Raw genomic sequence first — 23,030 nt, forward strand, 5'->3', positions numbered from 1 at the left:
GTTCCCTCCGGCCCGGCCGGTCCCCGTCCGCTGTGGACGGACGGGGACCGGCGCGGCGCCGCGTCAGAGGTTGGTCAGATCGACCGGGATCTGCGGCTCGACGCCGTCGCGCAGCACGGTGCCCTCGATGAGCCCGTAAGGACGGTCGGCGGCGAAGTAGACCTCGTTGTCGTTCTTGAGGCCGAACGGCTCAAGGTCCACAAGGAAGTTGTGGTTGTTCGGCAGCGAGAACCGGATCTCGTCGATCTCGCTGCGGCTGTTGATGATCCGCGAACCCATCTGGTACAGGGTCTGCTGGAGCGAGAGGGAGTACGTCTCGGCGAAGGCGTGGAGCATGTGCTTGCGCGCCTGCTCGTAGGACTTCTCCCAGTTCGGCATCCGCTGCTCGTCGCTGGTCCAGTTGTAGCGCCAGCGGGCGGAGACGTCGGTGCACAGGATGCGGTCGTACGCCTCCTTGAGCGTCGTGTACCTGTCCTTGACGTAGCCCCAGAACTCGGAGTTGGTCGAGTTCATCACCGTGAGGTCCTTGAGACCCGAGATGACCTGCCACGACTCGCCGTCGTAGGTGATCTGAGTGGTGCGGGTCTCCTGGTTCTTACGGACGAAGGAGTGCTTGACCTCGTCGGCACCGATGAACTGGGAGTTGCCGCCGGAGGTCGCGATGCGGTCCCAGGCGTACTCCTCGATCCGGATCCGGGCGATCTTGATCGGCTCCTGGCTCGTCACGAAGTGACGTGCCAGGTGGATGCCGAACTGCTCGGCGGACTCGATGCCGTGCTCCTTGGCGAACGCGAACACCGTGTTCTTGGTGGTGTCCGTGGGAAGGACGTTCGCGTTCGAGCCGGAGTAGTGCACGTCCTCCATGTCACCCGACAGGGCGACCGAGACGTTCAGGTCCTTGATGTGGTGGGTGTCGCCGTCCCGCGTGATCTTGACGACGCGGTTCTCTGCTTTGCCGTACTGGTTCTGGCCGAGAATCGTGGGCATGTGTCTGCTAGCTCCCTCGGTATACGGAGTAGCCGAACGGGTTGAGCAGCAGCGGTACGTGATAGTGCTCGCCCGGAGTGACGGCGAAAGTGATCGCCACCTCCGGGAAGAACGCACCGCTGTCCCTTACGCGGGGGGCGTCCTGCTGCGCCTCGGCTTGCTTCTTGCTGGCGAAGTACGACTCGGTCCGGAAGTCGAGCCGTACGTGGGTGGTGCCCTCCGGCAGGGCCGGCAGGTCTTTGCAACGCCCGTCCGCATCGGTCGCGGAACCGCCGAGCGCCACCCACTGCGCGTCACTGCCCGAGCGGGCCGCTAGCGAGATGGCGACGTCCGCGGCGGGGCGGCCGATGCTGGTGTCCAGGATGTGGGTGGACACCGATGCGGTGGCGAAGGTGCTCAAGACCTTCACTCTCCTTCGGTTGCGAGTCTTACGCGTCTTCCGTGACGAGACGGGTCAGCCTGATGCGGTTGATCTTGCCCAGTTCGGTGCGGACGTGTCCGCGCTCCTGCTCGGGCGAGTTCCGGGACCGGGTCCTCAGCGCGTCGCGCATCTGCTCACCGGTGGCCCCGGTGGCGCAGATCAGGAAGACGTGTCCGAACCGCTCCTGGTAGGCCAGGTTGAGTTCGAGCATTTCGGCCTTGAGCTCCTCGGTGGCGCCGGCCATCCCCCGCTGTTCGCGGGAGGAGGTCGGGTCCCCGGGCTTCGGGCGGCCGATCGGCGGGTGGCCGGCCATGGCTTCGGCCAGGTCCTGCGCGTCGAGGGCCGCCGTGGCGGTGTCGCTCGCGCGGAACAGGGCTTCCGTCGTGGCGTAGGGGCGCCCGGAGAGGATCGCTCCTCCCCAGGCCGCACTGGCACACACCTCGTGCAGTGCGGCGGCCGCCTCGCGGTCCGCCAGGGTGTTGAACCGGGACAGGCCCGGTGTGGAGCTCGAAGTCACGGGAGCCTCCGTGGCTGTTTTTCGCTGTGCGTTGGTCGGGCTGCGGATAGCTAACGCCTTCCACAACACCACGTCAACACTTTGTTGAAATTACGTTCATGTAAAAGGCCGTCGCCCGATGATCCGGACGACGGCCTTCCGTGGCGCTGCGCGGACCGTGACCGCCCGCGGACCCAACTACTCGTTCTTCGGGCCGATATCCCTGTTCAGGTAGTTGTAGACGGTGAACCGGCTGACGCCAAGGGCCCCCGCCACCGTCTCCACGCCGTGCCGTACGGAGAAGGCACCGCGTGCCTCCAGGGTCCGGACGACCGCCTGTTTGGTCCTGCGGTCCAGCTCGGCGAGCGGCATGCCGTGCCGGCGCTCCATGGCGGCCAGGATGTGATCCAGCGAGTCCGAGAGCTGGGGCAGCCGGACCGCTATGACGTCCAGGCCCTCCCACGCCAGCACGACGTCGTCGGGGAGCGCCTGCTCCGGCCCGAGCAGCTCGGCGCCCATGGCGTCGACGAGCGGCTTGACCGCGGCGACGAGGGGGTGGTCCGCGGGCTCGGTCACTTGGAGTCCTCCCCGATCACGTTGACCTGGAGGGAGACCCGGGTGGCACCCGATGCCAGGGCCTTGCGCAGGAGGGAGTCCACCGCGGTGAGCACCTCGTCGGCGCCGCCCTCGGCCGTGTTGCCGAAGGGGCCGACGTCGACCGCGTCCAGATCGGCCGACTGGACGACCTCGCGGGCGACGACCGCGTGGGCCGGCGCCTCGTCGAGATCGAAGGGCTCGGTGGTGAACTCCACTCTCAAGCGCACGGTGCCTCCATGGTGCGTGTCGCCGCGGCGGGGAACCCCCGCAGCTCGGGCACGACCCTAACGGACGGGCACCCCCGCGCAGGCCTCAGAGCGGCAGCACGCAGACCGCCGCCGGCGCGGCGAAGGGCGTCCCCACGGACTCCAGGGCGCCGCTCTCCGCGTCGACCCGGAACACCGTGACCGTGCCGGACTTCTGGTTCGCGGCCAGGAGCAGCGTCCCGTCGGGCGAGAAGGCGATGTGCCTGGGGAAGTCGCCGCCCACCGGCACGGTGTCCAGCAGCCGCAGCGTGGCCCCGCCGTCCTCGACTGCGTACCTGGTGAGGCTGTTGTGCCCCCGGTTGGCCAGGTAGGCGAAGCGGCCGTCCCCGGTGATCAGCAGCTGGGCGGGGTAGCTGGTGCCGCCGCCCGTTCCGGTGGACTGCGGGTCGCCCGGGGTCAGCGCGCCGGTGGCGGGGTCGTAGCCGCAGACCACGACCGTGTTGTCGAGCTCGCAGGCCAGGTAGGCGTAGTGGCCGCCGGGGTGGAAGGTGAGGGAGCGCGGTCCGGCGCCGGGGCGCAGCGCGGCGTGGGAGAGCTGCTCCAGGGTGCCCCGGTCCTCGTCGAGCCGGTAGGTGTACACCGTGTCGTTGCCCAGGTCGACGGCGAGAACGTGGTCCCCGTCCGGCGCGGTGATGATCTGGTGGGCGTGCGGCCCGTCCTGGCCGGGTCCGGGCGCGGGGGTGGAGTGGGCGACCAGGTCGGTGCGCTCCCCCGGTGTGCCGTCGGCGGCGAGGGGGTGCACGGCGACGCTGCCGGAGGTGTAGTTGGCGCTGAGCAGCCAATTTCCGCCGGGGTGGACGGAGAGGTGGCAGGGGCCGGCGCCGCCGGTGTCCCGGGTCGCCAGCACCCGGAAGGTGCCGTCAGCGGCGAGCGCCACCGCGGTGACACCGCCCTGCTGCTGCTCGTCGACGGCGTAGAGCGTGGCGCCGGTGGGGTGCAGCGCGAGGAACGAGGGGTTCTCGACGCCGGTGACGACGGTGCGGCCGGTGATGGTGCCGGCCGCCGGGTCGTACGAGGCGACACCGATGCCGGTGCCTCCCGGCGTCGTCGAGGTGTAGGTGCCGAGGAACAGCGTCGCGGCCTTGCGCGCCGCCTCTCCGGCGGTGCGCGCCGCCGGCCCCGGATGTCCGGAGCGGGGCAGCGAGGGGGCGGCGGCGAGGGCGCCGCCCGCCAGGAGTGCTCCGAGAAGGGTGCGGCGGCTTGTGGGGGTGGTCATGCGAGGCACCTCGTGGGGTCGGCTGCGTCGGATGTGTCAGTCACAGTGGCCTTCCCCGACGAGCGGCGCAAGACTCGCATCGGTCATTGCGCAGGATGCAACGCAGGGGCGGGCGGAACGGCGGGCGCACGGCGTCAGCCGCCGGACTGGATGTCGCCCCGGGTGGAGGAGGTGATCGGGTCCCGGTGGGCGAAGTCGCCCGGCGGGATTCCCGGGTGGTGCCCGCCCTCGACCGGCCGTACGGCCGCGGCGGGCCCGAGGGCCAGCCGGGAGACGATCCGGTAGCGGTCGCCCCGGTAGAGCGAGTGCACGTACTCCACGGGGCGGCCTGCGGTGTCCGAGGTCAGCCGCTCGAAGAGCAGGGCCGGGGAGAGCTCGGGCACGTCGAGGAGCCTGGCCTCGGCGCGGGTCACCACGGTCGGCTCGATCGCCTGGACCGCTTCGTGGACGTGCACGTCGTGGCGCTCGCGCAGGTGCTCGTACAGGTCGCCGTCCTCCAGCTCCTGGGCGGACAGGCCCGGCACCAGTTCGGCCCTGATGTGCAGGTGCTCGATCGCCATCGGGGCGCCGTCGACCAGCCGCAGCCGGGCGACGTACACGATGTCGGCGGCCGGTGACATGCGCAGCTTGCGGCCGACCCGGGCCCCGGCCTGGAGGGTGGTGAACTCCAGCAGCCTGCTCGACCAGGCCCCGGCGGCCGGCGGGACGGACAGGGCCAGGTCGGCCGAGATCAGTTCCTGGGTGATCTTCGCGGGTGCGACGAACATCCCCCGGCCGTGCTCGCGCACCAGCAGCCCGGCGGCCACCAGCTCGTCGACCGCGGCGCGCAGGGTGGGCCGGGAGACGCCGAGCGTGGCGCACAGGGACCGCTCCGAGGGGATGGCGTCACCCGGCCTGCGCGACTCGATCAGCTCCAGCACGGCGTCGCGGGCCCGTTCCCGTTTGAGCACCGTCCCCGGTGCGTCGGCGTCCATGTGATGCCCCTCCTGACACATCTCTTATTGACCAGTTGAGCAACCAGTTGCGTCAACTGCGCCACTGGTCAGGTGGATTGTAGCCGCTGTTGCGCGAATCTTCGCGAGCCGATTTTCCCGTAGATCGCCAAAGCCCTTTGCCACCAAGGGTCTTGACGGTCCCATTGGTCTATGCCACCTTCATCCACCATCAAGAGGTGAGCTGTCCAGTGGGCTTCACTGGTCAGGTGGTCAGGTTGTTCTCCAGAGGTGAACCGTGAAGTACCGCTTGCTTGCCGGTGGGTCCGCGCTCGTGATGGCCGCCGTCCTCAGTGCCTGCAGCTCGTCCTCCGACTCGACCGGGACATCCGGTGGCGGGCGGACGGACATCGACGTGTGGCTGATGCGCGACAGCGTCTCCGCACAGTTCCAGAAGGAGTTCGTGAAGGGCTTCCAGGCCCAGCACCCCGACATCGGGGTGCGGGTGCAGATCCAGGAGTGGGACGGCATCGGCGAGAAGATCACCGCCGCGCTGGCCAGTAACGACGCGCCGGACGTCATCGAGAGCGGCAACACCCAGGTCGCGCAGTTCGCCCAGAGCGGCGGGCTCCTCGACCTCAGCGACAAGGTCGCCGAGCTGAACGGCAAGGACTGGCTCAAGGGGCTGGCCGAGCCGGGCGCGTACGAGGGCAAGCAGTACGGCATCCCGTACTACGCGGCCAACCGCGTCGTCGTCTACCGCACCGACCTGTTCGAGAAGGCCGGGGTCGACGCCTCCGCGATCAAGACGCGCGAGCAGTGGCTCGCCGCCACCGCGAAGCTCAACAAGGGCGGCACACAGGGCATCTACCTCCCCGGGCAGATGTGGTACGCGCTGGCCGGGTTCATCTGGGACGAGGGCGGCGACCTCGCCACCGAGTCCGACGGGAAGTGGAAGGGCGCCCTGGACACCCCGGAGGCGCTGCGGGGGATGAAGTTCTACGGGCAGCTCCAGGCGCTGGGCAAGGGTCCGAGGGACTCCGACGAGGACGATCCGCCGCAGGCCGACGTCATGGCGAAGGGGCATGTGGCCCAGGTGATCTCCACCCCGGGCGGCGCCGGCATCGTCGCCGAGAAGAACGCGGAGCTCAAGGGGAAGCTCGGCTTCTTCCCGGTCCCGGGACCGAGCGCGGACACCCCGGGCGCCGTCTTCACCGGCGGCTCCGACCTGGTGATCCCCACGGCCTCCGGCCACCAGGAGGCGGCGCTCACCTTCGTCAAGGAGCTCACCTCAGACGCCTGGCAGAAGAAGCTGGCCGTGGCCATGAGCTATGTGCCGAACCGGACGACCCTCGCCTCCGCGGTGGCGGACGACCCGGGCGCGGCGGCTATGGCGGCCGGTGCGGCGAACGGCCACGCGACGCCCAACACGCCCGGCTGGGCGGCCGTCGAGGCGGAGAACCCGATCAAGGACTACATGGCCGCCGTCCTCACGGGCGGCGATCCGGCGAAGGAGGCCGCCAAGGCCTCCGAAGACATCACCCGGGCCATGAACACCGCGTCCTGACCCGCTCAGCCACCCGTCCGACCACCGAGAGGAGGCGTGCCGTGTCGGTCATCCGGGAACGGACCGCACCCCCCAGACCCCGGCTCCGGCCGGCACCGCCCACTCCGGCACCCGCCCGCCGGCGGCGGGCCGGGGAGCCGCGCGGCCCCTGGCCGTACCTGCTGATCGCACCCGCCGTCGGCGGCATGCTCTACCTGCTGCTCTACCCGCTGCTGCGGGCCGTGCTCATCTCGCTCCAGGACTTCAGGCTGCGCCAGCTGATCGTGGGCAACGCGGAGTTCGTCGGTCTGCGCAACTACCGCACACTGCTGTCCGACCCCCGGTTCTGGGAAGTGGTCCGGCGCACCTTCGTGTTCATGGCGATCAACGTCGCCCTGATCATGGCCATCGCGACATTGGTCGCCCTGATGACCGAACGGCTCGGCCGGTTCGGCCGGGGGATGGTGCTCAGCTCACTGGTGCTGGCCTGGGCCATGCCCGTGATCGCGGCCACCACGGTCTTCCAGTGGCTGTTCCACTCCGAGTTCGGCATCGTCAACCGGCTGCTGACCGAGGCCGGCTTCTCCTCGTTCGACCGCTATCCCTGGTTCGCGCACGGCACCGCCGCGTTCTCGATCCTGGTCCTGCTGATCGTCTGGCAGTCGGTGCCGTTCGCGGCGATCACCATCTACTCGGCCCTCACCACCGTGCCGGCGGAACTCTACGAATCGGCCCGGCTGGACGGGGCGAGCGCCTCCCGGATCTTCCGCTCGGTCACCTTCCCGATCCTGCGGCCGATCTTCCTGCTGGTCTTCTCGCTCGAAGTCATCTGGACGTTCAAGGCGTTCGTGCAGATCTGGGTGATGACACGCGGCGGTCCCGGCGACGCCACGACGATCCTGCCCGTGTACGCCGTGCAGACCGCCCTCGCCGGGCAGCGCTACGACCTGGGATCGGCCGCCTCGATGGTCACCGTGGTCCTGATGTCCGGGGTGCTCGTCATGTACTTCCGCCAGATGCTGCGCCAGGAGGACGAGACCCGATGACCCTGCTGCGCCCGAGACCGCGGCGAATCCCGCTGAACGCCGCCGCCGTAGTGACCGTCCTGGTCTGCCTGTTCCCCGTCTACTGGATGATCTCGACCGCGTTCAAACCGTCCCGCGACATCCAGTCCACCGATCCGGACCTCTTCCCGCACACCTGGACCCTCGACCACTTCCGCACGGCCGTGCAGGCCGACGGGTTCGGGATGTTCTGGCGCAACAGCATCCTGGTGACGCTCAGCGCGATCCTGCTGGCCCTGCTGGTCGCCATCGCATCCGCCTACGCGGTGGCCCGGATGCGCTGGAAGGGGCGGCGCCAGTTCATGCTCATGGTCTTCGTCGCCCAGATGGCGCCCTGGGAATCGCTGATCATCCCGATCTACATCATCTCCCGCGACACGGACATGCTGGACCGGCTGCCGACACTCACCCTCGTCTACTTCATGGTCACGCTGCCGTTCTCGATCGTGGTGCTGCGCGGCTTCATCGCCACCATCCCGCCGGAGCTGGAGGAGGCCGCGCAGGTCGACGGGTGCACCAGGACCGGCGCCTTCCGGCGGGTGGCGCTGCCACTGCTGGCACCGGGGCTGCTGGCCACCTCGCTGTTCGGCTTCATCACCGCGTGGAACGAGTTCGCCTACGCCAACTTCCTGATCATCAAGCACCAGGACAGCCGCACGCTGCCGGTCTGGCTGTCCTCGTTCCAGAACACCTTCGGCACCGACTGGGGCGCCACGATGGCCGCCTCGACCCTGTTCGCCCTGCCCGCGCTGGTGGTCTTCCTGCTGCTCCAGCGCCATGTCACCTCCGGCTTCGCGGCCGGTGCCGTCAAGGGCTGACCGCCCCAGACCCGAATCCGGAGGCACCCCGTGCCCGCATCACGCCCCGAACACACGCTCGTCCCCCGGCCCAGCAAGGTGTCGCCCCGCCCCGGCCGGTTCATCCTCGACCGCGAGACCACCGTCCGGGCCTACCCCGGGGCTCAGAGCGCCGCCGACCTGCTGCGCACGCTGCTCGCCCCCGCCACCGGGCTGCCGCTCGCCCCGTCCGCCGCCGGCCGGGTCGTGCTGGCGCTCGACCCGCAGCTCGGCGGGCTCGGCGAGGAGGGCTACGGGCTCACCATCGGCCCGGACTCGCTGCTGCTGCGGGCTGCGCGGCTCCCCGGCCTGCTCCGCGGCGTGCAGACGATCCGGCAGCTGCTGCCCGCCGAGGCCCTGTCGGACGTGGCACAGCGGGAGGAGCCGTGGCTGCTGCCCTGCGTCGAGATCAGCGACGTGCCCGCGCACCCGTGGCGCGGCACGATGCTGGATGTCGCCCGGCACTTCCAGCCGGTCTCCTACCTGCGCCGGTACGTGGACCTGATGGCGTTGCACAAGCTCAACACCCTGCACCTCCACCTCACCGACGACCAGGGCTGGCGCATGCCCGTCGCCGCGTACCCGAGGCTGACCGGCATCGGCGGCCACCGCACCCAGTCGGCGTCCGGGCCGCCGGGCAGCGCCCCCGAGACGTACGACGGGATTCCGCACTCGGGCGCGTACACCCGGCGGGAGCTGAGGGAGCTGGTGAGCTACGCGGCGGGCCTCGGGGTGCGGGTGGTGCCCGAGATCGAGATGCCCGGCCATGCGCGCGCGGCCCTCGCCGCCCACCCCGAGCTGGGCAACGACCCCTCACGGCGGCTGGGCGTGTGGACCCGCTGGGGAGTCTGCGACACGATCTTCGGCGTCCACGAGGAGGTCTTCGACTTCTGCCGGACGGTGCTCGAGGAGGTCATGGACGTCTTCCCGTCCCCGTACATCCACATCGGCGGCGAGGAGTGCCCGACCACCGAGTGGGAGAACAGCCCGGCCGCCCGGGAGCGGGCCGCCGCCGAGGGGCTGCCCGACGCCCGCGCCCTGCACGGCTGGTTCATGGGCCGGATCGGGTCGTTCCTGGCCGAGCAGGGCAGGCGGCCCGTCGGCTGGGCGGAGACCGGGGCCGAACTGCCCCTCGAATTCACGGTGATGACCTGGCGCGGCGCGGCCCAAGCCCGCGCCGCCGCCCGCCGCGGCCACCACGTCGTCGCCGCACACCACCGGACCACCTACCTCGACTACGCCCAGTCCCCGGACCCCGGCGAACCGGCGACGCAGCCGGGCCCGCCGGTCGACCTGCGGGCGGTGCACGGGCACCGGCCGCTGACGGACGACTGGGACGCGGCCGAGACCGGCAGACTCCTGGGCACCCAGGCCCAGTTGTGGACCGAGTACGCGAGCACGCCGGACCGGATCGAGTACCAGACCTATCCCCGGCTGTGCGCCCTCGCCGACCGGGCCTGGTCCGGTGGCGGCGGCGACTGGCCCGGGTTCCTGTCCCGCCTCGGCGGACACACGGCGCGGCTCGACGCACTCGGCGTCCGCTACCGCCCCCTCGTCCCCCGGCCGCTCGCGGCCCCCTCCCCAGGAACAGCGCCGACCCCGTAGGCACCACTCCCCCACGACCGTTCCGGAGAGGAACAGGTTCATGAAGTCACTCGCTAAGAGCCGAATCCGTGCGGTGGCCGCAGCCGCCGCCACCGTGGCCCTCGGCTGTACGGCGCTCGCCGCCGTCCCGTCGACGGCGAGCGCCGCCGACGGCTCGCTCGCCGTGCAGTACCGCACCGGCGCCGCCGGGGCGACGGCCGACCAGAGCGAGCCCTGGCTGAAGGTGCGCAACACCGGCAGCGGGGCCGTACAGCTCAGCGACGTCAAGATCCGCTACTACTTCAAGGGCGAGGCGGCCGCCGACGCCTACCGGTTCGCCTGCTCCTGGGCGGTGAAGGGCTGCGCGAACATCACCGGGACGTTCGGCACGCTCGCCTCGCCCACCGCCACCGCCGACCGCTATCTGGAGATCGGCTTCACCGCCGGCGCGGGCTCGCTCGCACCGGGCGCCGACACGGGCGACATGCAGCTGCGCTTCTACCGGTCGAACTGGCAGCCGCTGGTGCAGAGCGACGACTACTCCTTCGGCGCGGGTGCGAGCGCGTACGGCGACTGGGCGAAGGTGACGGCGCGGCTGGGCGGGGCCCAGGTCTGGGGCGAGGCCCCGCAGGGCAACGGCCCCACCGATCCGACCGACCCCACAGACCCGACCGACCCGCCGGACGGCGCGCCCACGCTCTTCGACGACTTCAACTACAGCGGCCACACCGATCCGCAGATAGCCGCCCACGGCTGGAGTGTCCGCTCGAACTCCGGCGGTCCCGGCGTGCCGGGGGCGACCTGGGCCCCGGAGAACGTCACGTTCGCCGCCCAGAGCGGCAACTCGGTGATGAACCTGGAGACGTCGACGGCGGGCAGCGGCGAGTCGACGAAGCAGACCGAGATCCTCACCCAGTCCATGAAGTTCCGCAACGGCACCTACGCGGCGCGAGTGAAGTTCAACGACGCGCCGGTCTCCGGCCCCGACGGCGACCACCTGGTCCAGACGTTCTTCACCATCAACGACCTCAAGGCGCCGATGGCCGACGACTACGCCGAGTACGACTTCGAGTACCTGCCCAACGGCGGCTGGGGCGAGAGCGGCAACATCCTCTACACGACCTCGTGGGAGACCTACCGGCCCGACCCCTGGGAGGCGGTCAACGCGCACACCGAGTCCCGGCAGAGCTACGCCGGCTGGCACGACCTGGTCGTGACCATCGACGACAGCGCGATCACGTACTACATCGACGGGCAGCTGTTCGGCACCCACGGGGCGGCCTATCTGCCGGAGCGCGGGATGTCGATCAACTTCAACCAGTGGCTGATCGACCTGGCCGGGCAGACGAGCACGACGCCCCGCTCGTACGACCAGCAGGTGGACTACGTCCTGCACGTGAAGGACCAGGTCCTCACCCCGGCACAGGTGAACGCCCGGGTGAGCGCCTACCGCGCGGCGGGGACCACCTTCCAGGACACGGTCCCGGCCGGGTGACCCGGTAGCTGAAGCGAGGAGGCGGGGCGGACGGGCCGACGGGCCCCCGCCCCGCCTTCCGTATGCCCCAATTTCGGGCACCCCCTTGACAGCCCGCCCACCCGCCGGGCAATCTTCCGTTAAGCAGAAACTAACTTCCGCAATACGGAAGGAGCGCCGAAACCCTCATGGGCTACCCGGACCAGCGCTTCGATGTAAACCTTTCGATCCTCTTCACGGAACTCCCGCTCCTGGAGCGCCCTGCGGCAGCGGCCGCGGCGGGCTTCACGGCGGTCGAGCTGTGGTGGCCCTGGATCGAGACCCCCACCCCTCCGCAGGCGGAGCTCGACGCCCTCAAGAAGGCACTCGACGATGCCGGCACCGAACTGGTGGGGCTGAACTTCTACGCAGGACAACTGCCCGGCCCCGACCGAGGCGCGCTCTCCGTGCCCGGCACGGAGTCGGACCGCTTCCGCGCCAACATCGAGGTGGCGGCCGACTTCGCCGCCTCGGTCGGCTGCAAGGCGCTCAACGCGCTCTACGGCAACCGGATCGACGGCGTGGACCCCGGTGTCCAGGACGAACTCGCCCTGGAGAACCTGGTTCTCGCCGCCCACGCGGCGGACCGGGTCGGGGCGGTCCTGCTCATCGAGACCTTGAACGCGCCGGAGTCGCCGAGCTACCCGCTCGTCAGCGCACCGGCCGGGATCGAGGTCGTCGACCGGATCAACGCGGCGACGGGCCTGGGCAACGCGAAGTTCCTGATGGACCTGTACCACCTGTCGATGAACGGCGAGGACCTCAGCCAGGTCATCACCGCCTACGCCGGCAAGACCGGGCACGTCCAGATCGCGGACAACCCGGGGCGCGGCGCGCCCGGCACCGGGTCGCTCCCCCTGGAGCAGCTCCTGGACGAGCTGACGAAGGCCGGTTACGACGGCTGGGTCGGCCTGGAGTACAAGCCGGGCGAGCGGCCGAGCGCCGAGTCGTTCGAGTGGCTCCCGGCCACCGCGCGGGCCGCCCGCTGAGCACGGCGGACACCCCGGGGCCCGTCGGCCCCAGTACACACGCTTATCGGAAGGCACCCTCATGAGCAACAACCTCCCCAAGGTTGCGTGGATCGGGCTCGGCATCATGGGTTCGCCCATGTCCGAGAACCTGATCAAGGCCGGTTACGACGTCACCGGTTACACGCTGGAGCAGGACAAGGTCGACCGGCTGGCCGCGGCCGGCGGCACCGGCGCCTCCTCGATCGCCGAAGCGGTCAAGGACGCCGACGTGATCATCACGATGGTGCCCGCCTCCCCGCAGGTCGAGGCCATCGCGTACGGCTCCGAGGGCATCCTGGAGAACGCCAAGCGCGGCGCGCTGCTGGTCGACATGTCCTCGATCACCCCGCAGACCTCCGTGGACCTCGCGAAGAACGCGAAGGACAAGGGCCTCCGGGTACTGGACGCCCCCGTGTCCGGCGGCGAGGCCGGCGCCATCGAGGCCGTGCTGTCGATCATGGTCGGCGGCGAGCAGGCCGACTTCGAGGCCGCCAAGCCGGTGCTGGACGCGCTCGGCAAGACCATCGTGCTCTGCGGTCCGCACGGCTCCGGCCAGACGGTGAAGGCCGCCAACCAGCTGATCGTCGCGGTCAACATCCAGGCCTGCGCCGAGGCCGTCGTCTTCCTGGAGAAGTCCGGGGTCGACCTCGCCGCCGCGCTCGACGTCCTCAACGGCGGGCTGGCCGGCTCGACCGTGCTGACCCGCAAGAAGAACAACTTCCTGAACCGGGACTTCGCCCCGGGCTTCCGGATCGACCTGCACCACAAGGACATGGGCATCGTCACCGACGCCGCCCGCAACGTCGGTGCGGCGCTGCCCGTCGGCGGAGTCGTCGCCCAGCTCGTCGCCTCGCTGCGTGCGCAGGGCGACGGCGGCCTGGACCACTCCGCGCTGCTGCGCTCGGTCGAGCGCCTGTCCGGCCAGCCCGTCAAGGACTGATCCGATGCGGCCGGGCCCCACCGCGGGCCCGGCCGGCACCACCTTCGCCGGGTGCCCACCCCCCGGCCCCACAGACTTCCGGACGGCGTCGGCGCTGACACCTGTCCTGTCGCGCCCAGGCGCCGGCGCCGTCCGGAACACCTCTCCACCACGAATTTCAACAAACTGTTGACGTCGGGTTCGGAGCGTACTTACGCTCCTGGAGCCAAGGGACGTGGCAGTTCAGCAGCTCCAGTACGGAAGGTCGCCCCGACACCATGACGCAGCGCGTGCTTACGACCGAGTCAGGCGCCCCGGTCGCCGACAACCAGAACTCCGCCACCGCCGGCGTCGGTGGCCCGATCCTCCTCCAGGACGGTCACCTCCTGGAGAAGCTCGCCCGCTTCAACCGGGAGCGCATCCCGGAGCGCGTGGTGCACGCCCGGGGCTCCGGCGCGTACGGCTACTTCGAGGTCACCGACGACGTCACCGGCTTCACCCGCGCCGACTTCCTCTCCGAGGTGGGCCGCCGCACCGAGACGTTCATCCGGTTCTCGACGGTGGCCGACTCGCTCGGCGGCGCGGACGCGGTACGCGACCCGCGCGGGTTCGCCCTCAAGTTCTACACGGACGAGGGCAATTACGACCTGGTCGGCAACAACACCCCGGTGTTCTTCATCAAGGACCCGATCAAGTTCCCCGACTTCATCCACTCCCAGAAGCGCGACCCGTTCACGGGCCGTCAGGAGCCGGACAACGTCTGGGACTTCTGGGCCCACGCCCCCGAGGCGACGCACCAGGTGACCTGGCTGATGGGCGACCGGGGCATCCCCGCCTCGTACCGCCACATGAACGGCTACGGCTCGCACACCTACCAGTGGACGAACGCCGCGGGCGAGGCCTTCTTCGTCAAGTACCACTTCAAGACCAACCAGGGCGTGCGCTCGCTCTCCGCCGACCAGGGCGCCGAGCTCGTCGGCAAGGACGCCTCCTCGCACCAGACGGACCTGCTGCAGGCCATCGAGCGCGGCATGAACCCGTCCTGGACCCTGCACGTGCAGGTGATGCCGGCCGCCGACGCCGCGGACTACCGCTTCAACCCGTTCGACCTGACCAAGGTGTGGCCGCACAGCGACTACCCGCTCCAGCGGGTGGGCAGGCTCGTGCTGGACCGCAACCCGGACAACGTCTTCGCCGAGGTCGAGCAGGCCGCGTTCTCCCCGAACAACTTCGTCCCCGGCATCGGTCCCTCCCCGGACAAGATGCTCCAGGGCCGGCTGTTCGCCTACGCGGACGCACACCGCTACCGCCTGGGCGTCAACCACACCCAGCTGCCGGTGAACGCCCCGCGCAAGGCCGTCGTCGACAACTACGGCCGCGACGGACTGCACGCCACCCGCTACGGCGCCCGCCACGACAAGAACTACGAGCCCAACTCGTACGCGGGCCCGGGCCAGACGGACTCCGCGTTCTCCGCGCCGATGGCCGTCCAGGGCTGGACCGGCACCCACGAGGCGCCCGCCCACAACAAGGACGACGACTTCTTCCAGGCGGGCGAGCTGTACCGGCTGATGTCGGACGACGAGAAGGGCCGGCTGATCGCCAACATCGCGGGCGGCCTGTCCCAGGTCACCCGGGACGACGTGATCGAGAAGAACCTCGCCCACTTCCACGCCGCGGACGCCGAGTACGGCAAGCGCGTGGAGGAGGCCGTCCGCGCCCTGCGCGAGGACTAGCCTCCCCAAGGCCCTGCCCGCACGCTGCGCCCGCCCGGATGAGGGGTTGCGCGGGGTGCGGGCAGGACGAGGCCGCGGCGGTTGTGCGACGCCAGTGCGGTGGTGTGGGTGGAGGTCCCGTCTCCTGACCTGAAGGAGCCGGAAACCCCCGCCCCCGTCGCCCTCCGCCGCGGCCCCTGTCATTCCCTGAACCAGGGCGTGGAGTACGGATTACGGTCCCGTACTCCACGCCCTTTCGGTGCGCCACGGGTGAATCGTTGGCGAAGTCGAGGATCAGACCGCGCCTTTCGGCGACATCATCAGTCCCGCTCGGCATCCGGTGATCGTCCTTCCCTGACCGGGATTCTCTCGGCGACGCCACCGCGCACCGACCACTCGGACAGCCCGCTGCGGCGGACGCGTGCGGGGCCCTCGACGAGAAGCGGACAGGCAGTCGCGCATGCGGCAGCGCGATGTACACATCAGTTGCCCGGCAGGGCCGAGCCTGTCGACGCGGTGGTCCGGTGCAGCGTGTCCGCAAGGAGCAGCGCTTCGGCGGCATCCAGGCAGCCGAAGTGGACGGTGGCGACCGGCAAGTCCACGCTCGCCGCCCCCACCGCGTCGTCGCGTTCCGGACAGGCTGCCGGCGACAAGGGAGCCGAGACCGTGAGGCGGCGGTCACATGTCCTGGGTCGCAGTTCGCGTCGCTGTCCTCAGGTGCGCGCTCCGCCACTGTGGGCCTCCACCTCACAGGCACACCTTCCTCACTGACATGAACATGCATTACTCGCCAACGGGGCAACGAAGTGGCGAACTTGACAGAGCCTCATGATCGTCCGGTGATACGCTCCCGTGCACATGCCACGTGAGCTTTCACCTTGGCATGGCTACAGCCAGGGGGGCTCTCCGGGCGGTGACGTCTGCCCACAGCCGAGGGTCCGCTTGGACAGATTTCGAGAGCTGGAATCCAGCCGCTCAATAGAGAGTCACATGACGAATTTTTGGCAGGATCCGACAGTCTGGGCGCTTGTCGTCGGCGTCGCTGTCGCCGCCACGGTAATCACTCGCCAGCGAAAAACGATCAAGGCGCTACGTCGTCAAAAGCAGGGCCTTCAAGGTGAGCTGACCGCATCGCAGGGCAGAGCCGCCGGCTTCGAGTCCACCGTCACCGAGCTGCGCAGCGGCTACGACGAGGTGGTCCGCCAGGCCAAGGAAGAGGCGGAGGAGGCCACAAACACCGTACTGAAGTCGGCTATGCGGACCCTCCAAGGCCTCGCGGCGGAGCAGCAGCGGGCCATCTCCGGGCTCCAGAAGAAGTACGGCGACTCGGCCGTGTTGCGGGACATGCTGGGCATCGACCACATGAACTCGCAATTCAACCGGCGTGCGCAGTCCATTGCGGTGCTGTGCGGCGGGTGGCTCGGCCGGCAGCGGGAGCCTGCGTCGGTCTATGACGTGATCCGCGGAGCGCAGGGCCGTATCCGGCACTACCAGCGCATCGAAATAGCCTCCCGGGTCGATTTCGCGGTGACCAGCCGTGCCGTCGAACCGATCGCGCTGACGGTGGCCGAGCTGCTCGACAACGCGACCAGCTATTCCGAGCCGTCCACCATGGTCGAGGTCGAGGTGCGGACGGTGCCCCGGGGCATCTGCATCGTGATCGACGACGCCGGTGTCGGCATGAGCGAGGAAGAGCGGACGAACGCCACCGCTCTGCTGTCCAGCGGGTCTGCGGTGAGCGTTTCGGAGCTCGGCAACCCTCCCGCGTTCGGCTTCGCGGTGATCGGTGCCCTGTGCGCGCGGTTCGGGTTCACGGTCGCCATCGACAGCACCTCTCCCTACGGCGGCGTCCGCGCGGTGGTGATGGTGCCGAAGGAGTTGTTGACCGAGATGCCCGAGCCCAAGACGCCCGCTTCCACGCAAGAGGTCAATGCCGCCGCCGAGAGCCGCGGTTCGGCTCCTGCGGCGACAGAGGGCGGGCTGCCCCGGCGACGGAACAAGCGCGGCATGGCGCTCGTGCCGGACGGAGGCCGCAGGTCTGATGCAGCGCCGCCGGCCCGGTCAGCAGAGGCACGGGTGGCGGCCATGGGCGCGTTTCAGCGTGGCACTCTCAGCGGCCGAGGTGCGGGGGTACCGGCCGCCGATGGTGACACCACTGCCGATTCAGACGAAGGATTCGATGCCCCGTGAACGACGACCTGTCCTGGATGCTTGAGGACGCGCTGGAGATACCGCATGCTCTCCACGCGGTCCTGATTTCTGCCGACGGCCTCCAGATGTCCCGTACTGCGGAGATCGACAGGGGCGATGCCGACAAGGTGGCCGCCGCCGTCTCCGGCCTGCAGTCGCTCAGCCGGGCCGTCAGCTTCTTCTGCGGTGAGCGCGGAGCGAACTGGCGCCAGACCCTCATCGAGTTCGACGGGGGCTGGGTGTTCCTGAACGCTGCGGGCGGCGGCAGCTACCTTGCCGTGGCGGCGTCGGCCGAGGTCGACATGCAGGACATCACGTACCGGATGCAGCAACTGGTCAGCCGGCTGGGCAAGGCGATGTCGACCGGCCTGCGCGGCGACACGGTCACCTCATGACGGAACCCGGCCGTCCCGAGCCCGAGTTCGTGTCCGAGGCCGGAGAACTGGTCCGGCCCTACGTCATCACCCGTGGCCGTGACCTGCCCGATGAGGACGAGTTCGCCCTCATCACCCTCGTTACGACGGCCACCGACGAGCAGCAGCGCCCCCAGCGGCTCTCGCCCGAGGAGCAGCAGATCCTGGAGATGTGCTCCAGTGGCTACCTCTCGGTCGCGGAGATCGCCGCGCACTCCCAGCTGCCGCTCGGGGTGGTCAAGGCGCTGCTCAGTTCCCTCGCCGAGGGGGGCTATCTCATGACCCGGGCGCCGGTGCCCTCGGCCCGTCCCACCAACAAGGCCTTGCTCAAGGAGGTGCTCGATGGCCTCAAGGCTCTCTCTGTCTGAGGCTGCCTACGTGCCCAGCGGCGCACAGCAGACTGCAGTGAAAATCCTGGTCGTCGGGCATTTCGCCGTCGGCAAGACCACCCTGATCGGCTCACTTTCCGAGATCACGCCGTTGTCCACCGAGGAGCGGATGACAACGCTCTCGGAGCGCGTCGACGACCTCAAAGGGGTTCAGGGAAAAACCACCACCACCGTCGCCCTGGACTTTGGCCGGCTGACGCTGAGCGAGCGCATCGTCTTGTATCTGTTCGGCTCCCCCGGACAGCAGCGCTTCGTGAGTCTGTGGGACGACACGGCCCGCGGAGCGCTGGGCGCCCTGGTCCTGGTGGACCCCGAGCGCCTGGCCGACTCCTTCGACGTCATGGATCTGGTCGAGAGCTACGGCCTCGATTTCGCCGTGGCCATCAATCACTTCGACGGCAGTACGGTCCACACCCCGGAGGACGTCCGGGAGGCACTCGACCTGCTGCCCGACACCCCCGTCGTCACCATCGACGCACGCGACGAGAAGTCGTCCGTTGACGCCCTGATCACCTTGGTCCGCTATCTGCACGAGCGCGCCGACCTGGAGCACGCATGACAACCCCCTCTGTACCTCCGCCCGGCTGCCCCGCACACGGCAGCGGGCAGCGCATACCCCTGGACAGCGCGGAGTTCGCTGCCAATCCGCACGCGTACTACCGCTACATGCGCGAGCTCGGCCCCACCGCTGCGGTCACCATCGCCCCCGGCGTGGAGGCGACGCTGGTGACGGATTACAACGCGGCTCTGGAACTGCTGCAGGATTCGACGACCTTTCGCAAGGACTCACGCCGCTGGCGTGCACTGACTGAGGGCCGCGTCCGCCCCGACAGCCCGGTCCTGCCGCTGCTGGCCTACCGGCCGAACGCGATGTTCACCGACGGCGCCGAGCATGTGCGGCTGCGGCAGGCCATCACCGACTCCTTCGCCCGCGTCAGCAACAAGCGGCTGAGCCGGATCGTCAGCCAGGCAGCCCAGTTCCTGATCAACCAGTTCAGCGCCCGCGGCAGCGCCGACCTGCTCCGCGACTACGCCCAGCAGCTCCCGCTGTACGTGTTCAACGAGCTGTTCGGCTGCCCGGCAGAGATCGGTGACCGGGTGCTGTTCGGCATCTCCGGCATGTTCGACGGAGTCAACGCCGAGGCGGCCAGCCAGGTCCTGCTCGGAGCGGTCAGCGAGCTGGTGGCGCTCAAGCGCGCCCAGCCCGGGGAGGACGTCACGTCCTACCTGATGCAGCATCCGGCGCAGCTGAACGACGAGGAACTGGCGCACACGCTGGTGTTGCTCCTCGGTGCGGGCGGCGAGCCGGAAGGCAACCTGATCGGCAACGCTTTCTACACGATGCTGACCAACGAGGAGTTCGCGCGCCTGGGGCAGTTCGACAGGGCTGTGGACGACACTCTGTGGCGCAATGCGCCGATGTCCAACTACGCCCCCCATTACCCGGTCGTCGACACGGACGTGGCCGGCGACAAGGTGCGCGCCGGTGACCTGGTGCTGGTGTCCTTCGGCGCCGCCAACACGGCGCTCGCGGACCGCGGTGCCGACACCCGCGGTCACCTCGCCTGGAGCGCGGGCCCGCACGCCTGCCCGTCGAAGGAGCCGGCCAGGCTGATCGCCCTGACGGGCCTGGAGACGCTGTTCAACGCCCTGCCCGACGTTGAACTCGCCGTTCCCGCGGACAGCCTCGCCTGGCGGCCCGGCCCCTTCAACCGGGCCCTGGCCTCCCTGCCCGTCCGGTTCAGCGCGGCCACCCCGCGCGCCGCGGCCGCACCGGAGCCGACGGCCGCGCCCGGCTACCAGGCGCCCCCCGGCGCGGCCGCACCCGCGCACGCGGCGCCGCAGCCCGCCGGCAAAGCGGGGCGCTGGAGCGGCTTCAAGAAGTGGCTGACGGGCCAGTAGCCCACACCCCCTGTGATGCATGTGACACAGGCAGTTGATATAGCCTGCATGAAAGATCAACTTCCTGGGTAGGACGGCGCGGAGTTTCTGGAGTGACACAAGATGAAGGAGAGGCAGTGGACCTCGCAAACATCTCCGCGCCCCTATCCGCAAGCGCCCGACCGGGCCCACAGCGCACCACCCCCACTAGACGGAACCCGTGCGGGGGCGGCGACCCCGACCAGCCGCAGGACCGAATACCCGCCGCTCCCGGCAGCGGATCGGCCCTCGTCCCCTGCCTTGTCGGCAGAGCACGTCCCCGTACTACCGCACCGTCCGGACGCGATACGCACCACGACGTGCGAGGCACACGATGACCTCGCGCCCGAGCCCCGGCATACCGGCAACCAGCCCCGGTGAGACGACGCTCGGCGACCACGTACTCGGTCAACTCCGGCGCCTGGGCGCCACGGTGGGCCTGAGCGAGGCGGACACCGAGCTGTACGGGCAGGTCCTGACCGACTCCCTCGCAGGCTCCGCGCACCGGCCGCTGTCCCTGCCGCCGGCCTCGCCCACCTTCCTCTCCGATGACCACACCCCCGTCGAGTTCTCCCTCGCCAGCGCTCCGGACGCCGCCCCGGCCCTGCGCGTGCTCGTGGAGCCCGGGTGGGCCCACAGCGACATGGCCGACAGCGGCCGCGCCGGGCTTGCGGTCATCCGCGCAATGGGCGCCCGCTGGGGCTTCGCCACCGACCAGCTCGACGCCATCGCCGACCTGTTCTTCCCTGCTGCGGCCCAGGGCCCGCTGGCCCTGTGGTACGCGCTCGATCTGCGCGCCGGAGGGGTCCCAGGGGTCAAGGTCTACCTGAACCCCTCCGCCTCCGGCCCGGAAAACGCGGGCCGCACCGTGCGCGAGGCACTGCGGCGGCTCGGCTACGGCCAGGCCTTCGAACAACTGCCCCCGGCGGCCGGCTATCCGTTCCTCGCTCTGGACCTGGGGGCCTGGGCGTCCCCCCGCGTCAAGGTCTACGTGAGACACCCGCGCATGTCAGCCGATGACGCCTGCGCACTCAGCCGTACCTCCGGAGCCACAGCGGGCGACATCCGCTACTTCTTCCACGCGACCGCGGGCTCCCTCACGCCGTCCGAGCGCGGCGGAAACGACCCCCTGCGACTGGTGCGGCGGCCGGCGCTCACCTGCCACTCCTTCACCGAAGGCGACAACAACCCGAGCGGCTTCACGCTCCACATTCCCAGTCGTGACTACGTGCGCGATGACGAAGAGACCCTCGCCCGCGCCACAGCCCTGCTGGCCCGGGCCGGCATGGACCCCACCGTCCTGAACCGAAGTCTGGGAGCACTCACACGGCGACCCCTCGCCGACGGCGTGGGGCTGATCGCCTACCTGGCCCTGGTGTACGAGCGCAACCGGCCGCCCCGGCTCACCACCTACCTGAGTTCCGAGGCCTACCGCGTCCGGCCACCGCAGGAGCAGTACCCGCAGGGCACCTGGATGCGTGCGCAACGCGCCCAGAGCGTCCTGGACCTCGGGCACCAGGCCGTCGGCCATGTCAGCCCGCACACCGCACAGAAGGAAGTCACATGGAGCCCTACCGCATCAAGGTCGTAGAACCTCTTGCTTTCACCACCCGGGAGGAGCGCGAGGCCGCGCTGAAGCGGGTCGCCTACAACCCCTTCGAGCTGCGGGCCGACGAGGTCACCATCGACCTGTTGAGCGACTCCGGGACCGGTGCCATCTCCGCGGACCAGCTCGCCGCAGGAATGCAGGGCGACGAGTCCTACGCCGGCAGCCGCTCCTTCTACCGGTGGCACGAGGTCGTCTCCGAACTGACCGGCTACCCCCACATCCTGCCGGCCCACCAGGGCCGGGCGGCCGAGCGCATCCTCTTCTCCTCGCTGCTCCGGCCCGGCACGAGTGTGCTGTCCAACACGCACTTCGACACCACCCGCGCCAACGTCGAACTGACTGGCTGCACGGCGCACGACCTGCCCTGCGCCGAGGCGAAGGACCTCGACAGCGACTTTCCGTTCAAGGGCAACATCGACCTGATCGCCCTCGAACAGGCCCTGGAGAACGCGGACCGGACACCCGTTGCGGCCGTACTGATGACCATCACCAACAACGGTGGCGGGGGCCAGCCGGTCAGCATGGAGAACCTGCACCGCACCGCCGAACTGTGCCGCCGCCACAACGTGCCGATGATCCTCGACGCGGCCCGGTTCGCGGAGAACGCCTGGCTGGTGACCCAGCGCGAACCCGGCTACGCCGACCGCACCCCGCGCCAGGTCGCAGAGGAAGCCTTCCGCCTCGCCGACGGCTGCGTCATGAGCGCGAAGAAGGACGGGATCGTCCACATCGGCGGCTTCATCGGCCTGAAGGACCCCGAACTCGCCGAGCGGTGCGGGGGTCTGCTCATCGCCACCGAAGGATTCACCACCTACGGCGGTCTGTCCGGACGTGACCTCGACATGATGGCCCGCGGCCTCCTCGAAGTGACCGAGCCGGCCTACCTCGCCGAGCGCGCCGACATAGCCGCCTACCTCGCCGCACGCATCCGTGAGGCCGGCGTCGACATCGTGGAACCCGCCGGTCTGCACGCCCTCTACATCAACGCCGGGCGCCTCCTGCCCCACATCCCCCCGCACCAGTACCCCGGCACCGCACTCGTCTGCGAGCTCTACCTGCGCGGAGGCATCCGCTCGGCGGAGCTGGGGTCGCTGTACCTCGGTGAAGAGGACGAGCACGGCAACCCGGTCAAGACGGCGCCCTACGAACTTGTACGGCTGGCTCTCCCCCGACGGGTCTACACCCGCAGCCACTACGACCACGTCGCCGCCACCCTGGCAGATATCGCGAAGAACCCTGAATCAGTCCGTGGCTACCGGGTTACGGGCCAGTCCCCGATCCTCCGGCACTTCAGCATCAAACTGGAGCCCGTGAAGTCCGGCGGCTGATCAGCACTCTTCGTTCGTCACGACGCGAGCCCGGCCATCAGAATCCTGAGGCGGTGCAGATCTATTCGGCTGCACCGGT

The 23,030-nt window shown here is 69.8% G+C and carries 22 protein-coding genes; 15 read left to right on the top strand and 7 right to left on the bottom strand.

The window, feature by feature from the left end:
- Positions 1 to 63: 63 nt before the first annotated feature.
- From pucL to ACGFU6_RS05555, 7 genes are all read right to left on the bottom strand, one after another.
- Positions 64 to 987 (bottom strand): factor-independent urate hydroxylase, encoded by a 924-nt coding sequence (pucL, locus tag ACGFU6_RS05525; RefSeq protein WP_393608202.1) that lies wholly within the window; start codon positions 985 to 987, stop codon positions 64 to 66.
- A 7-nt stretch (positions 988 to 994) separates the two neighbouring features.
- Positions 995 to 1,387, bottom strand: a complete 393-nt coding sequence (gene uraH / locus ACGFU6_RS05530; RefSeq protein WP_393608203.1) for a hydroxyisourate hydrolase — start codon at positions 1,385 to 1,387, stop codon at positions 995 to 997.
- Positions 1,388 to 1,415: 28 nt separating this feature from the next.
- The gene (gene uraD, locus ACGFU6_RS05535; RefSeq protein ID WP_393608204.1) at positions 1,416 to 1,925 is read right to left on the bottom strand and encodes a 2-oxo-4-hydroxy-4-carboxy-5-ureidoimidazoline decarboxylase; all 510 of its coding nucleotides are present in this window, start codon (positions 1,923 to 1,925) and stop codon (positions 1,416 to 1,418) included.
- Positions 1,926 to 2,102: 177 nt separating this feature from the next.
- On the bottom strand, positions 2,103 to 2,480 hold the full coding sequence (locus ACGFU6_RS05540) for a helix-turn-helix domain-containing protein (RefSeq protein WP_393608205.1): 378 nt from the start codon (positions 2,478 to 2,480) through the stop codon (positions 2,103 to 2,105).
- Positions 2,477 to 2,728 carry a hypothetical protein gene (locus ACGFU6_RS05545; RefSeq protein WP_363071400.1) on the bottom strand — a complete coding sequence of 84 codons (252 nt, stop codon included), beginning with the start codon at positions 2,726 to 2,728 and terminating at the stop codon, positions 2,477 to 2,479. Before ACGFU6_RS05545 ends, ACGFU6_RS05540 begins: the two co-directional genes overlap by 4 nt.
- An 85-nt stretch (positions 2,729 to 2,813) precedes the next feature.
- Positions 2,814 to 3,983 carry a lactonase family protein gene (locus ACGFU6_RS05550; RefSeq protein ID WP_393608206.1) on the bottom strand — a complete coding sequence of 390 codons (1,170 nt, stop codon included), beginning with the start codon at positions 3,981 to 3,983 and terminating at the stop codon, positions 2,814 to 2,816.
- A 134-nt stretch (positions 3,984 to 4,117) separates the two neighbouring features.
- Entirely contained in the window at positions 4,118 to 4,957 is an 840-nt protein-coding gene (locus ACGFU6_RS05555; RefSeq protein ID WP_393608207.1) for a GntR family transcriptional regulator, read from the bottom strand.
- 256 nt (positions 4,958 to 5,213) lie between these two features.
- On the opposite strand from ACGFU6_RS05555, the gene ACGFU6_RS05560 reads away from it, so the two are divergent.
- The 15 genes from ACGFU6_RS05560 (at position 5,214) to ACGFU6_RS05630 (ending at position 22,951) form a co-directional block, all read left to right on the top strand.
- Complete coding sequence (locus tag ACGFU6_RS05560) at positions 5,214 to 6,482, top strand: extracellular solute-binding protein (protein WP_393608208.1); 1,269 nt, start codon at positions 5,214 to 5,216, stop codon at positions 6,480 to 6,482.
- Positions 6,483 to 6,523: 41 nt separating this feature from the next.
- Positions 6,524 to 7,507: a carbohydrate ABC transporter permease gene (locus ACGFU6_RS05565; RefSeq protein ID WP_393608209.1), complete on the top strand. Its 984-nt coding sequence runs from the start codon at positions 6,524 to 6,526 to the stop codon at positions 7,505 to 7,507.
- The gene (locus ACGFU6_RS05570) at positions 7,504 to 8,343 is read left to right on the top strand and encodes a carbohydrate ABC transporter permease (protein ID WP_393608210.1); all 840 of its coding nucleotides are present in this window, start codon (positions 7,504 to 7,506) and stop codon (positions 8,341 to 8,343) included. Before ACGFU6_RS05565 ends, ACGFU6_RS05570 begins: the two co-directional genes overlap by 4 nt.
- Positions 8,344 to 8,373: 30 nt before the next feature.
- Complete coding sequence (locus tag ACGFU6_RS05575) at positions 8,374 to 9,966, top strand: beta-N-acetylhexosaminidase (protein WP_393608211.1); 1,593 nt, start codon at positions 8,374 to 8,376, stop codon at positions 9,964 to 9,966.
- 40 nt (positions 9,967 to 10,006) lie between these two features.
- Positions 10,007 to 11,440, top strand: coding sequence for a cellulose binding domain-containing protein (locus ACGFU6_RS05580; protein WP_393608212.1), 1,434 nt, complete (start codon positions 10,007 to 10,009; stop codon positions 11,438 to 11,440).
- Positions 11,441 to 11,607: 167 nt separating this feature from the next.
- The gene (locus ACGFU6_RS05585) at positions 11,608 to 12,447 is read left to right on the top strand and encodes a TIM barrel protein (protein ID WP_393608213.1); all 840 of its coding nucleotides are present in this window, start codon (positions 11,608 to 11,610) and stop codon (positions 12,445 to 12,447) included.
- 61 nt (positions 12,448 to 12,508) lie between these two features.
- Entirely contained in the window at positions 12,509 to 13,408 is a 900-nt protein-coding gene (locus tag ACGFU6_RS05590) for a 2-hydroxy-3-oxopropionate reductase (RefSeq protein WP_393608214.1), read from the top strand.
- Positions 13,409 to 13,665: 257 nt separating this feature from the next.
- Positions 13,666 to 15,123, top strand: coding sequence for a catalase (locus tag ACGFU6_RS05595; protein ID WP_393608215.1), 1,458 nt, complete (start codon positions 13,666 to 13,668; stop codon positions 15,121 to 15,123).
- A 969-nt stretch (positions 15,124 to 16,092) separates the two neighbouring features.
- Entirely contained in the window at positions 16,093 to 17,292 is a 1,200-nt protein-coding gene (locus tag ACGFU6_RS05600; RefSeq protein WP_393608216.1) for an ATP-binding protein, read from the top strand.
- Positions 17,289 to 17,687, top strand: coding sequence for a roadblock/LC7 domain-containing protein (locus ACGFU6_RS05605; RefSeq protein WP_393608217.1), 399 nt, complete (start codon positions 17,289 to 17,291; stop codon positions 17,685 to 17,687). Before ACGFU6_RS05600 ends, ACGFU6_RS05605 begins: the two co-directional genes overlap by 4 nt.
- Positions 17,684 to 18,073 carry a DUF742 domain-containing protein gene (locus ACGFU6_RS05610; protein WP_393608218.1) on the top strand — a complete coding sequence of 130 codons (390 nt, stop codon included), beginning with the start codon at positions 17,684 to 17,686 and terminating at the stop codon, positions 18,071 to 18,073. The genes ACGFU6_RS05605 and ACGFU6_RS05610 overlap by 4 nt, the downstream gene beginning before the upstream one ends.
- A complete protein-coding gene (locus ACGFU6_RS05615; protein ID WP_393608219.1) occupies positions 18,048 to 18,653 on the top strand; it encodes an ATP/GTP-binding protein in 606 nt (201 codons plus the stop codon). Before ACGFU6_RS05610 ends, ACGFU6_RS05615 begins: the two co-directional genes overlap by 26 nt.
- Positions 18,650 to 19,996, top strand: a complete 1,347-nt coding sequence (locus ACGFU6_RS05620; RefSeq protein WP_393608220.1) for a cytochrome P450 — start codon at positions 18,650 to 18,652, stop codon at positions 19,994 to 19,996. Before ACGFU6_RS05615 ends, ACGFU6_RS05620 begins: the two co-directional genes overlap by 4 nt.
- 352 nt (positions 19,997 to 20,348) lie before the next feature.
- Positions 20,349 to 21,605, top strand: coding sequence for a tryptophan dimethylallyltransferase family protein (locus ACGFU6_RS05625; protein WP_393608221.1), 1,257 nt, complete (start codon positions 20,349 to 20,351; stop codon positions 21,603 to 21,605).
- Entirely contained in the window at positions 21,578 to 22,951 is a 1,374-nt protein-coding gene (locus ACGFU6_RS05630) for a tryptophanase (RefSeq protein WP_393608222.1), read from the top strand. The genes ACGFU6_RS05625 and ACGFU6_RS05630 overlap by 28 nt, the downstream gene beginning before the upstream one ends.
- Positions 22,952 to 23,030 lie beyond the last annotated feature (79 nt).

The organism is Streptomyces sp. NPDC048462, from assembly GCF_043200175.1.
GTDB lineage: Bacteria > Actinomycetota > Actinomycetes > Streptomycetales > Streptomycetaceae > Streptomyces.